Origin of the sequence: Leptospira perolatii (assembly GCF_002811875.1) — a bacterium.
Taxonomy (GTDB): Bacteria; Spirochaetota; Leptospiria; order Leptospirales; family Leptospiraceae; genus Leptospira_B; species Leptospira_B perolatii.
Map to the genome: position 1 here is coordinate 237,814 of NZ_NPDZ01000001.1, position 12,602 is coordinate 250,415.

At 40.7% G+C, this 12,602-nt stretch carries 10 protein-coding genes; 4 read left to right on the top strand and 6 right to left on the bottom strand.

Annotated features, from left to right (window positions below; all coding sequences use genetic code 11):
* Positions 1 to 90 precede the first annotated feature (90 nt).
* Complete coding sequence (locus CH373_RS01115; protein WP_100712090.1) at positions 91 to 1,710, top strand: caspase family protein; 1,620 nt, start codon at positions 91 to 93, stop codon at positions 1,708 to 1,710.
* A 160-nt stretch (positions 1,711 to 1,870) separates the two neighbouring features.
* Here the strand turns inward: CH373_RS01115 and CH373_RS01120 are convergent, their stop codons facing one another.
* Entirely contained in the window at positions 1,871 to 2,077 is a 207-nt protein-coding gene (locus CH373_RS01120) for a hypothetical protein (RefSeq protein ID WP_100712091.1), read from the bottom strand.
* Between the two features lie 170 nt (positions 2,078 to 2,247).
* Between CH373_RS01120 and CH373_RS01125 the strand changes: the two genes are divergently transcribed.
* From CH373_RS01125 to CH373_RS01135, 3 genes are all read left to right on the top strand, one after another.
* A complete protein-coding gene (locus CH373_RS01125; RefSeq protein WP_100712549.1) occupies positions 2,248 to 2,481 on the top strand; it encodes a hypothetical protein in 234 nt (77 codons plus the stop codon).
* Positions 2,482 to 2,543: 62 nt separating this feature from the next.
* Positions 2,544 to 4,403, top strand: coding sequence for a MutS family DNA mismatch repair protein (locus tag CH373_RS01130; protein WP_243393202.1), 1,860 nt, complete (start codon positions 2,544 to 2,546; stop codon positions 4,401 to 4,403).
* Between the two features lie 69 nt (positions 4,404 to 4,472).
* Positions 4,473 to 6,446 (top strand): LTA synthase family protein, encoded by a 1,974-nt coding sequence (locus CH373_RS01135; protein WP_100712093.1) that lies wholly within the window; start codon positions 4,473 to 4,475, stop codon positions 6,444 to 6,446.
* Between the two features lie 38 nt (positions 6,447 to 6,484).
* Here the strand turns inward: CH373_RS01135 and CH373_RS01140 are convergent, their stop codons facing one another.
* The 5 genes from CH373_RS01140 to CH373_RS01160 are packed head-to-tail and all read right to left on the bottom strand — an operon-like array spanning position 6,485 to position 12,578.
* Entirely contained in the window at positions 6,485 to 8,566 is a 2,082-nt protein-coding gene (locus tag CH373_RS01140; protein ID WP_100712094.1) for an AsmA family protein, read from the bottom strand.
* Between the two features lies 1 nt (position 8,567).
* Entirely contained in the window at positions 8,568 to 9,533 is a 966-nt protein-coding gene (locus CH373_RS01145) for an ABC transporter ATP-binding protein (protein ID WP_100712095.1), read from the bottom strand.
* Complete coding sequence (locus CH373_RS01150; protein ID WP_100712096.1) at positions 9,530 to 10,531, bottom strand: ABC transporter ATP-binding protein; 1,002 nt, start codon at positions 10,529 to 10,531, stop codon at positions 9,530 to 9,532. Before CH373_RS01150 ends, CH373_RS01145 begins: the two co-directional genes overlap by 4 nt.
* Entirely contained in the window at positions 10,528 to 11,565 is a 1,038-nt protein-coding gene (locus CH373_RS01155; protein WP_100712097.1) for an ABC transporter permease subunit, read from the bottom strand. Before CH373_RS01155 ends, CH373_RS01150 begins: the two co-directional genes overlap by 4 nt.
* Positions 11,562 to 12,578, bottom strand: a complete 1,017-nt coding sequence (locus CH373_RS01160) for an ABC transporter permease subunit (RefSeq protein WP_100712098.1) — start codon at positions 12,576 to 12,578, stop codon at positions 11,562 to 11,564. Before CH373_RS01160 ends, CH373_RS01155 begins: the two co-directional genes overlap by 4 nt.
* Positions 12,579 to 12,602: the final 24 nt, after the last annotated feature.

The following is a 12,602-nucleotide window of genomic DNA, read 5'->3' on the forward strand; positions in this document are numbered from 1 at the left end:
GCTGAGCTCGATAGATTTGCTGGTGAAAAAAAATAATGACAACCCTCCCAGAATCGGTAGGGTATTTTCCACCTAAATAGGAGGCTCGGATTGAAATCCTTTATTTCCGTAATCGGAATAATTCTCCTCTTTGTTTCTTCAGATGTTTTTGCTCAGAAAAGGTACGGCCTAATTTTCGGATCAAACTACACTGGAAACAAAGCTGGAATTCCTGAGTTGAATCTTTGCGAAGCCGACGCAAAGTACCTTCACGATGAAATTAAGCGAGTTGGTAAATTCGACGATATCAAAATCCTTCTCGGTAAGTCAGTAACCAAAGATAATATAGAACGTGAGATCAAAGCGCTCGGATCAAGAGCGAAAGATGAAGACACTGTTTTTCTTTATTTCTCTGGCCACGGTGCTTTTCAGCGAGATGCGAGCGCCAAAAATGGAATGAGAAACTTAATCATTTGCTACGATCGTCCACACTTGAGCGACGACGAACTGAATGATTACCTCGCAAAGATCAAGTCACCAAAAACCGTTTTCGTATTCGACTGCTGCTTTTCAGGTGGAATTGCGAAGAAGGGAAAGGCGACTCGAGGTTCTGCGTCGGTTCCGATTCCTGAAGGAAGCGACGGAACAGTTCGTCAGGATCCTCAGGACTTTTTCTTCCAGGATAAGGCAATCATTTCCTCAGCAGATGATAACGAGACTGCGATCGAGGTCGGCGGAAATATCAATCACGGAATATTTACGTATAACTTCGGTAAGGCGCTATCAGCGGATTTAAATAAGGATGATGTTGTCACTGCCTTGGAGGCCTTTTTTGCTTCTAAGGACGAAACAGTTAACATGGCTAGGAAATTTGACCATGACCAGCATCCTCAAATCTCCGGAAATGCTTCGGGAATTTTTCTAGCAGGAGAAAAGAAACCTGATCCTCCTAAACCGGTAGAACCGGTCAAGCCGCCTCCACCACCAACTCCTGTTCCTGATGTGGATCCTCCCAAGCCAGATCCAGTTGTTCCGGTCGTAACCAATGATGAACCACCTGTAGTTCCTACAAACCAAAAGGGAGATTTGATCATCAAAACTACGATCATTAAAGATCGTGCATATGGAGTATCCGATCTTCCTCCAGATATTCGCTTATCAACCGGCAAAAAGCGGAAAGGAGATCGAACAGTTAGAGTTTTGATCGATGACAAAGAGTTTGAAGCAAAGTTAACTTCCGAAACTTCTCCTTATTGGGGAGCGGTCAAGAAAATGGGCAAGCTCGTGGCGGGCGCAACTTACACGATCACTCTAAGGGATGTTCCTGCTGGGGTTCACAAAGTTACCATCCAAACGGACGACTATCCAGAAATCCAAAGGACGCAAGCAGTACTTCCTTCGAAGAAAAACGAAATGGAAGTTGTTACTTCGATGAGCGGCTTCGGTGCGATTCGAGGAAAGGTCTTTTACAGGACTCTGGACAATCCTGTGATCAATCAACCGATCTACATGCCGACGATTTCGAGTGTCACAGGAATCCAAAAACTGAATACGGATCAGAACGGAAACTTCTGGTTTACCAATTTAAAACCGGGGGAGTATGAGATTAAAGCTTCGTTTGCAGAAGATTTAAATCTGAATAATTCCATGATCGTAGTCAGAGAGGGGGAAGTAACAGAAGTTGACGTGATTCTAAACGTCAAGATGCCTTCCACAAAAACAAAGTACTGATCTCAATTTGATCTGTACAAAAAGAAAAGGCCTTCCGTTTGGAAGGCCTTTTTGTTTTTGCTAAGAGTTGGATTTGAAGTCGAAAATTAGAGATGTTTTTGCAAGATACTAAAGAAGACGACGATTGTACTCGCGTTTCTAACTAGCATTCAAGCTGAGTTCAATCTTTCTCAAAAGATTGCCACTGTTTTGAGTTGATTCTCCTTTTCCGAATTTCGGTCAGCTTTTTCATTTGTGTAGAATCTAGCAGATTGGCAGCTTTCAGACCAAAAGTAGGAAGAACGCTATCATTTGTTAAGTTCGCGAATGTGGTACTTAGTTTGGTAAAGGAACTCCGAAGATCCGGGTTCATTTCTGAATACATCATAAATCGCCTCCGTGCGACCCTGTCGGGAAATGTATTTTTGTTTGTAAGAAAGGCGAATTCGTCCTTGAATAAGAAGCCTCTCCCTAAACTTACAATTCGGGCGATTTGAAAAATACTTGAGATATTTTTTTTCTTGTACGATTAAAAAGCGAAGGATAATGTCGGTAAAAATGCAGATCCGATTGGAAAACCGAACTGGCAGAAGAACCGGACGATTCGTGGTTTACGAATATGGTACGGATTTGTTCGGTTATGTATATGTTGATAAATTCCGCGGCAAAGATAGAGGGAAAATGGTTTCTCGCTGGATCATGAATGATTTCGGTTCATTGGTTCGACTTTTGGATCACGAATTATATCGCAGAGAAACGGAAAATTACGAAAACGTCACTGCAATCGCATGAATTTCTTACAGAGAGCTTCCTTCCTTTCTAGGAAGGTATTACGGCTCAACTCCCTCCGAGTTTTGGAGGAAAAAAAACTCAGAACACTATCCCAATTACGAATCCTTGCCTTTACTGGTTTTTTAACTTGGAATCTTGCTTTTTATCTTCTTAAATTCAAATCCGAACTAGTATATCTACCATCGCTCTTATTCCTGATTGCTTTCTTTAAACTGTTAGGAATGTACCAAAGCCGAAAGGACAAGATCCGCAGAATCCTTGTCTGGGATAAATTTCTGGTGCAGCAAAAGGCTAGGGTTTTGTTAAACGGCGAGAAGTATCCTGAGATTAAAAAATCTCAGTACAGCAACATGAGTTTGTTGAAAGAAGTTCCTTCTTGGGCAAAAGACCTGGACTTTATCGGAGAAAAAGGGATTTTTTCCAGAATAGATACTACTGTAACTCCTTTAGGATCTAGAAAATTTCTGAGTTGTTTCCAATGGAATGAATCTGAATTAAATCAGTCCTATGTCGAACGGCAAAACACTGTGAAAATTCTTTCTTCACAGAGCGGACGATTGCAGAAACTAATCAAAAAGTTTCAATTTTACGAAGCTTCTTTTCGGCAAAGGGACGAAGTCGAGTCCGAAAAATTGCCTTCCTATATTCCAAATTTCTTAAATTCTGAAAAGAAGAAAGATTTAGAAACAAAATCAGAATTTCCTTTCGGACTGTTGCAAGAGAACCCGATCGATCTTTGGTCTTCCACATTTGGTACTTTTGCGAATTTGATAGCAATGTTACTTCCGATCTGGATCGTTTTTCTTTGGGCTCTTGTTCTATTTACATTAGCATTCGGAAAAACCTGGGGAAGTGGGATCTTTTTATTCAACCTAGGATTCTTTGGACTTTATCGTAGTGGTTCGGTACTGCAGTTCAGGTCATTGGGCTTACAAGTGGAAACCCTACCGGATCTAGGAAAATTGCTCAGATATATTCACAGATCTAAGATTCGTGGAATTTCCGGAAAATCGTACCTTCAAGAATGGTCCCGGCAAGATTTGAGCGAGTCTTGGAAAAAGCTTTCAAGGATCGCAGATAGGGCTTCTTTAATCCAGGCTCCTCTGTTTCACACTATTCTCAATTTCCTTTTTTTATACGATTTATGGCTTTGGTCTTCTTATAAAAAATGGTGGAATCGCTGGGGCGAAAAAACTTTATTAGGATTTCAAGATATATGTGAACTAGATTCGCTTCTTCCCTTGGCAAATCTAAAATGGATAGAACCTGAATTTGCATTTCCGAAGATAGTTGTAGATGCAAAAAAAATCAGTGCAAAAAGCTTGGTCCATCCTTTGATTCAGCCAGAAAAAAGAGTGGCGAACGACTTGGAAAATTTGAGTCCAGGAAATCTACTCTTATTAACCGGATCAAATATGTCTGGCAAAACTACTTTTTTGCGCTCTGTTGGGATTTGCGGAATCTTGGCGATGGCCGGAGGGCCTGTACCTTCTTCTGATTTTAAGACACCTCCTCTTTCTATACATTCTAGCGTAAGAAACGAAGACTCTGTAGAAGAAGGCATTTCATTCTTTTATGCAGAAGTACGTCGTTTAGCAAAAATATTAAGAGATGTTGTATCGAATTCCAAGGCAGCGCAGTTGGTTTTGCTGGATGAAATTCTAAAAGGCACGAATTCCAGGGAAAGGACCCTAGCTTGCAAGGGTATTCTGAAACAATTAAGAAAATACAATGTGTATGGAATCGTAACAACTCATGACTTGGAACTTTCGGATCTTCCGGATTTGGAACTGAAACATTTTAGGGAAGAAGTCAAAGACGGAAAAATGACATTTGATTACATTCTCCGACCTGGCGTCGTTCAGTCTAGCAATGCACTGGAAGTATTGCGATTGGAAGGGATTGATCTTGAGTATGGCTGATCAGCGGTTAGTTTCACTTTTGTTTTTGGGTTGCTAGCATTTTGTTGATTAGTTCACTTACATTTGCGAATGAAAAAATTGCCTTCGAATCTAAAACTAATATTAGGTTATGCCGCTTATTTTGCAGTCATTCTAATTCTTTATAAACTGGCCTTTTTATGGATTTATGCCTATCGCCTAGAGGGAGTGGGACTTACGGAAATCCTGCATGCAATGCTGGTCGGTTTTCGGTTCGATCTTTCTGTAATTGCAATGCTTCTCGGATTATTCGCGGTTCTCTCTGCGGTCCCCTATTTAAATCGGTTTAAGATTTATAGATTTTTTTGGGGTTATACTCCCATCTTAATCAGCATCTGGATGATTGCGCATTTAGTTGCCGATATTATATATTATGAAAATGCGAACAAGCATATCGGGTACGAAGGCTTTGTATTTTTGGGAAAGGATCTTGGAGTAATTCTTAAATCGGCCTTTGAACAAAACACAGGGTTGGTTATCGTAACTCTGATCTTTTTATTAGTTTTTTTACCGGTGTCTACTTGGCTTTTTGTTAGATACACTCCTTATAAATACGAGCCAGGTCATTGGAAATCGGAATTGGCCCAGTTACCAATTGTACTGATATGCGTGATCGTATTGATTCGAGGCGGACTCCAAGAAACACCCCTTAGAGCAAGTCACGCGATTATTTCTACCCATAACTTCGTTAACAATATAGGTCTAAATGGGATCTTTACTTCCATCATGGATCTAAAAAGCCAGTCGATTCCCAAATTTCTAGTACTGGATTCGAATGAAGCGGTCTCGATTGTCAGAAATGAAATCCAATACGAAGGTGCTGAATTTGTCAGCGACCGTTATCCTTTATTAAGAAAACAGAATGGAACAAATAGATCGACTCCACCGAATATCGTTTTAATTCTCCTGGAAAACTGGACCGGAAAATTCATTCGCCCGATTTCCGATGGAATTGTAGAAGGAAAAGAGCTTACACCAAATTTTAATAAGCTCTTAAGAAAGGGAAGGTTCTATACAAACTTCTTTGCATCCGGTGGAAGGACAACCAACGGAATGATGTCGGTTCTTACCGGAATTCCCGATCGACCTGGTCTGACTGTCGTAAGGACCCACCAAGTTCTGGGAAATTTTTCCGGTATAGGAAGCATCTTTAAACGAATGGGTTACGATACTTATTTTGTTACAGGGGGTGATCTGACCTTCGATAATAAGGCAACGTTGATGCCTCACTGGGGATTTGATACCGTAATCGGAGAGAAGGAAATCGCAAAGCTGAATCGATTTACTTTGGGTGCATGGGGTTACGATGACGCGGATGTTCTGCGCCTATTGCACGAAAAGATTTCTGCCTCTAAAAAGCCCTTTTTAGGTGTTGGCCTTACTTTATCCACCCACTATCCGTACAGAGTTCCGGCTGATAGGTTTAGAATTTATGATTCTTCGATTCGAGATTATGATTTTTTGAACGTCTATCACTATGCAGATTGGGCGGTGCAAGAGTTTGTTAACTTAGCCGAAAAGTCGAATTACTTTAAGAATACGATCTTTGTTTTTGTAGCTGATCATACTCACCACAGATATCTTGACTACTACGAGGACAGAAATATTCCATTTTTAATATATGCTCCAGGGAGAATTAAGCCTGCAATCGACGATCGCTATGCGTCGCAACTTGACGTGATTCCGACCATACTCGGGTTAGTCGGCAAAGAGGCTTACTTTACTGCAATGGGAAGGGATCTATTTTCACCTAAAAAAACAGAGAGCGCATATTTCGCTTATGGAAATTTATTTGGCTGGATCGAGAAAAATCTTTTTTATATTCAGTTCGTAGACGGAAATCGAAATCTGAAATATACGGTTTATCCTCCTAGGGGGCAAAGCAATGAATGCGACGTAGATATTTCGATTTGCGAGTCAAATAACAGGAAAGGGAAAGCATTCTTGAATTTGAGTTACGATCTTCTGAATAAGAATATAGTTTTTCCTTCTGAAGAAGAATTAGAAAAAGGGAATATTAAATAAAGTAGCAAAACAATTCCATGTGGCAAATGATCGATTTGCTATTTTCGATTCTGCTTTTTGATTTCTTCCTCAGAACCTCCAAATAAACCTTTTACTCCTTCCCAAAGGTCTCGGACATATTCTCCGATCACCGATCCGGCAACACCACCACCATACGGACCTCCTAGTGGGATCAAGTAGGGAGCCAGCAATGTAGACCCGGCGAAGACTGAACCCAACCAAATCGGATCTATGTACGGAATTGTTTTACCGAAGGTTCCTTTGTAAAGGATCGGAATCTTTAATGCTTTACCGACGACCTGTCCCCCCAGTCTTAGATTCAGGATCATATCGATCGTATTGTCGAATCCAAAACTTCCCCGAGCATCCACTTCTAGTCCGCTTCCGTTTAATTCTAATTTTGTAAAACGAAATCGATTTCCATAAATAGAATACTCAGAAGTGAGCTTCGAAAACTGAACCTGCCTACCATCGATTCCGGAAAAACTGATAATCTTTCCTAGAGTGTTTAACACAGGAATCATAAAGTTAGCGTAACCAAGGAGTTCCCCGTTCAGTACTTCGATTGTTCCCCTGGATTTCATGTTCAAGAGTAGTTCTGCGACAGTGTCCCTAGACCTGTCTTTTATCATTGTTTCCAGATAGAACTTACTATATAAGTCTCCTGTAATAATGCGTTCCTTTACATACGGCAAAATTGCTTTATCGATATGTAATCTGAAGGCCTCGCCTTCCACTTCCATTTTGGGTTGCAATGGAAAAATCTTGGCTTTGCCAACTATTTCGCCGTTGTAAATATATGCGTGAAAGCTGGGCACAGTCAGGACAGGATGTATATATTTTGCATCCCCTCGGATGGAAGAAAACCTGTGCTTAAAAGCATAAATATTATTCAAATCGACATTAAAGTAAAAAACCCCGGGAAGAGAAGGCGGCCCACTTATTGTCCGTGCTACATATTTTGTTTTTGGACTTTCGTATTTAAAAAGTTTAGATATTTTTAATATACTATGGTAATCTCCGTAATCGCTTCGAATCGTGAACTGGCCGATCGTTCTGTTTTTCCAGTTCACATTTCCTTTTGCCGATACCTTGGCTACCCCCTCCCAGGAGGCTTCAATATAAGGAAAGTTGATTCGTTTCCCAAATAGATCTAAATCGAAATCTACATCCGTTTTAACATTTCCGAATGGGTTTCCGCCTTTGTAGCAGAGATTTCGGGTTTGACTTCGGACTTTAAAATGGATTGGAGAATCCTCTTCTTTATCCATTGCGATTCGACCGCTAAACTTTGTCTGAGAAAAATCTGCCAAAGGAAAGAAGGAGAAAACATCTCGTAAAAGGGAAAGTGATAGATCCTCTACGTTTAGTACGGCAGAAAATCGGATTTTTTCATATTTAATAGGAAAATCTAATATAGATGCGGTAGATTCGAATCTTATTGGTTGTTCGTCAATCTTCCCATGGAACAGAAGATCTAAGCTGTCCTCATAAAACGAAATCGAAGCTTTTGATTTATGAAAGTAGACCTTGTATTCTCTTTTGTGCGATTCCTCAGTGTACCACAACGTAAAATTAGAAATCTCGACGTTTTTGAGTCCAATTCTAAAAAAGTCTTTGGCTTGTACATCCAAACCAGTCGAAAATTCTTCCGGAGAAATTTCAATTTTAGAAATCTTTTCAGACTGAGAATTATTCTCTCGATTCTTAATGAATTCGATCAGGTCTATCGTGCCGTCGATTTTTCTTTGCAATCGTAACGAACCGCCATCGATTTGGACGCTTCGAAGTTCAATATTTCCACTCAGGAGGCCGACCCATGAAATGTCCAACTCGATACGGTTGCACACAGCTAGTAGAATGTTATCGTTTCGAATATAGACATTCTCTAAATCGATTCCGGGAAACGGAAAGATCGATAGATCCGAAGAATCTACATCAATGTCTAATCCAGTCGCACTTCTCAATTCACTTAATATATACTGCTTATAGGTTTCTTTTCTTTGGGCAAAAGGGATGTACGCAAAAACGATAAATAAAAGTAAAAAGAACAAAATTACAGAAAAATAATAAATCTTGTTCCTTCGTAGGAATTCGATCAGTACGTCCCAGGATCTCAAGTCATCCCTCCAACGGGAAGTGACAGTAAGCTTTATGATCTGCTGATACCATTTTCCATTCCGGAAGAGTTGTCTTGCAAACTTCTTTCGCGATCGGACATCTTGCATGAAAATGGCAACCGCTAGGTTTATTAAGAATGCTAGGCACTTCTCCCTTAAGAGGTTGCTTTCTTACTTTGCGATTTTCTATATCAAAGACCGATCCGAATAACGCCTTGGTATAAGGATGAGCCGGTGATTTCGCGATCTTTTCCGTAGGACCTTCCTCTACAATCTTACCCAGATACATTACTGCAATTCGATCCGAAATCGCTTTTACGATACTTAAATCGTGGGATACGAATAAATAAGAAAGTCCAAGGTTCTTCTTTAATTCTTTGAGTAGCAGTAGTACCTGAGCTTGGGTAGATACATCTAAAGCCGAAACCGCTTCGTCCAATACAACAAATTCTGGTTTGAGTATAAAAGCTCTTGCGATCGCTATCCTCTGTCTCTGCCCCCCGGAAAATTCGTGAGGATATCTGTTCAAAATATCTGTAGGAAGTCCCACTTTTTCCAAGATCATAATGGCCTCGTGTTCCGCCTCAACCTTTGTTGGATTTCCGTGCAGATACAGCCCCTCTGTTAATATGTCCCGGATGCTAAGTCTAGGGTTGAGAGAGGAATAAGGATCCTGGAATACGATTTGTATCTTCTTTCGAAGCGGAAGGAACTCCGACTGATTCAAAGAAAGGATTTCTTTTCCTTGGAAAAAAATTTTGCCTCGATCGGGGGTTAGTAGCCTTAGTATCGCTCTCCCAAGAGTTGATTTTCCGCATCCAGATTCACCGACTAATCCCAGAGTCTCTCCAACAGATTGGTTCAGTTCTACGTTCTCCACTGCAAGGAGAGTTTTCTTTGCTTTTCCGAAAAAGGTTTCCTTTCCGAATCCAACCGTAAGGTCCTGGATTTGCAAAAGTGAACTCATTTCTTTAACTCTCCGTGAGTAGATAGAAAGCAGGCTGACAAATGTGATTGGTCGCTTACAGAAAGTAGTTTCGGTTTTTCTAATACACAAGGACCGAATGCCGAAGGACAACGATTTTGATAGTGACAACCTTTCGGGTAGGATCCTGCAGTGGGAACTCTTCCTTCAATCGGTCTAAATTCACCCGTTTTGGAAAATCTGGAAGGCAAAGAATTTAATAAGCCTTTTGTGTAAGGATGGAACGGTGAATCGATTACTGAATCAGTTGGTCCTAGTTCCGAGATTCTGCCTGCATAAAGGACACAAATGCTATCGGCAATATTGCTTACCAGTCCAAAGTCGTGAGAGATAAAAAGAACAGAGAGGCCGAATCTATCTTTTAAATTCAAAAGGAGATCTACTAACTGAGCTTGCACGGTTACATCCAAGGCAGACGTAGGTTCATCCGCGATTAAAAGTTTTGGATCGCACATTAAGGCCATCGCAATGCATACTCTTTGCAAAATTCCACCACTCTGCTGGTGAGGGTAAGAATCCATTCTAAGTTTTACATCGGTGATACCGACAGATGACAATAAGTACTCCGCCTTTTCCTCAGCAGCTTTTCTATCACCTAATCCGTGTAATACGAATCCTTCTGTCATTTGATGACGGATTTTTTGCAGTGGATTCAAAGAGGAAAAAGGTTCCTGAAAAATGTAGGAAATCTCTTTTCCCCTCAGTTCATGCAATTTGGTAGAATCTACTTTTAATAGATCGGTATTTCCGTCATACATAACTGTTCCGGAACTAGTTCGAAAAAGTCCAGCGGGGAGCAATCTGGTAAGAGAAGAAGAACAAACTGACTTTCCGCAGCCGGATTCTCCAACGAGTGCTAATACTTTACCTTTTCCTAAACTAAATGAAATTTCTTCCAGAATCGGAACGTATCCGTTGGGAGTTGATAATTCCACGGAAAGGTTCGATACTTCTAGGATCGGTTTTTCGAAGGAATTCATTCGTACACCGTCTTTTCCTTTGCGTCGAAGGAGTCTCTAATTCCTTCTCCTACAAAAGAAGTGAGCAATATTGTAATCGCCAATGCTAGGGAAGGGAAAGTAATCAGCCACCAGGCGCGAAAGTTCTCTCTTCCCTGGCTGATCATTTCTCCCCAAGAGGGATTTGGGGCCGGAATTCCGTAACCAAGAAAATCCAAAGCACTTAAAATACCGATGGCTCCAATCAATGTAAAAGGCAGGAAGGTAACTAAAGGAGTGATCGCATTTGGAAGAATATGATCTCGCATAATCTTCCAAGAACTGGCTCCAAGAGCCCTAGCTGCATCTACAAATAGCTGGGTTTTCAGTTTATAAAATTCCCCTCTCATATAGGCGCTGATTCCGATCCAGCTGAGGGAAGCATAAGTAACTAGAAGAACTAGGAATCCCCGACCGAAAAAGGAACCCATTATTAAAATTAGGTAGAGGAACGGGATTGCAGACAAAATTTCTATGATTCTTTGAAGAACTATGTCGGTTCTTTTTCCAAAATACCCTTGGATTCCGCCAATAATTGTTCCAAACAGCAATTCTACTAAAACTAAGATTAATCCGAAACTCATCGAATTTCGGTAAGCATAGAAAATTCTAGTGAATACATCCCGTCCTCTATCATCAGTGCCTAGCCAATGTTTGCGCCTAGGAGAAGAGGGAGGTGTTTCATCTTGCTCCAAGCTTTCTAAATTATCTTCATTAAATCCGTAAGGAATGGGGGGAAAAAGAATCCAATTAGTTCCACTGGAGAAATCTTCCCTTAATGCCAATCGCTTGTAATTCGGAACCGTCAGGTTGGCACCGCCAAAATCCGAATCTGTGTAAAAAAAGAAAATAGGAAACCGCCACGAACCTTGGAAGTTCACAATCCAAGGTTGGTTGCTTGCGATCAAAGGAGCAAACAATGATAAGGTGTAGCTGAAGACTAAAATCCAAAACGAAATCCAGGCTCTTCGGTTAGAGCGAAACTTCTCGAACCTTCTCTTTAAAACACTACTCATGCTTCGAAGTTAATCCTCGGATCAATCCAAACATAACAGAAGTCGGATAATATATTTCCGATCAATGCTAGGATACTCTGAACAAGCAAAAGTCCCATCATTAGGTCCGTGTCCCTTTCTGTAACCGCTTGAAAGCTTAGAAGCCCCATGCCATCTATATTAAAAACTAGTTCGATAATAAGGGAGCCTGCTAGTATTAAACTGATGTTCGAACCGAATCCTGTGGCAATAGGAATCAAGCTATTTCGAAATGCATGTTTGAATACTGCCTCTTTGAAAGATAAACCTTTTGAGATAGCTGTACGCACGTACTCTTTTGATATTTGATCAAGCAAAGAGTTCTTCATCAGTAGAGTGAGTACTGCAAAAGAACCGCTAACGTAGCATAGCACCGGCAATACCATGTGATAGAGTCTGTCGATCACTCTATCAAAAAAAGAGAATGTTTCGTAATCGTCAGAGACTTCGTGACCTAAAGGAAACCAGGAGAAAATTTCTCCTGAAGCGAACACATACAAAAGTAGCATTGCGAAAGCAAAAACCGGAATAGAATATGCGAGCAAAATGATAATACTAGTACTGGAATCGAAAGCTTCTCCACTTTTTAAAGCTTTTCCGATTCCCAAAGGGATGCAGATCAGATAAGAAAGTAGAAAACCGGAAAGTCCAAAAGTTAATGAAACCGGAATTTTTTCGAGAATCAGATCGGATACTGGTCTCGAGTGAAGTCTGGAATCACCCAGATCAAATACTACGATTTCGCTTAACCAGTACAAATAAGCGACAGGAATTGGCTTATCCAGGTGCAATCTCTTCTTTAAAAGTTCAATTTCTTCCTGGTTGATCTCTTTTGCGGAAGCGCCTTGTAAATTCGCGTAACCTCTAAGTTTCGCAATTTCTCTTTCTAAGGGCCCTCCGGGAGCGAGGTGTGAAAGTGTAAATACTAGAAAGGTAATTCCGAAGAGAGTCGGCACTACCAAGGCTAGTCTTTTCAAAAAATAATTTCCAGTCATTCCGAGTGCCTAAATTGTAACAGT

What these genes read in the sequence shown, in the direction of transcription:
- CH373_RS01120 (WP_100712091.1), bottom strand. Translation starts at nt 2,077, where the DNA reads ATGATGTATTCAGAAATGAACCCGGATCTTCGGAGTTCCTTTACCAAA.
- CH373_RS01125 (WP_100712549.1), top strand. Translation starts at nt 2,248, where the DNA reads ATGCAGATCCGATTGGAAAACCGAACTGGCAGAAGAACCGGACGATTC.
- CH373_RS01135 (WP_100712093.1), top strand. Translation starts at nt 4,473, where the DNA reads ATGAAAAAATTGCCTTCGAATCTAAAACTAATATTAGGTTATGCCGCT.
- CH373_RS01145 (WP_100712095.1), bottom strand. Translation starts at nt 9,533, where the DNA reads ATGAGTTCACTTTTGCAAATCCAGGACCTTACGGTTGGATTCGGAAAG.
- CH373_RS01150 (WP_100712096.1), bottom strand. Translation starts at nt 10,531, where the DNA reads ATGAATTCCTTCGAAAAACCGATCCTAGAAGTATCGAACCTTTCCGTG.
- CH373_RS01155 (WP_100712097.1), bottom strand. Translation starts at nt 11,565, where the DNA reads ATGAGTAGTGTTTTAAAGAGAAGGTTCGAGAAGTTTCGCTCTAACCGA.
- CH373_RS01160 (WP_100712098.1), bottom strand. Translation starts at nt 12,578, where the DNA reads ATGACTGGAAATTATTTTTTGAAAAGACTAGCCTTGGTAGTGCCGACT.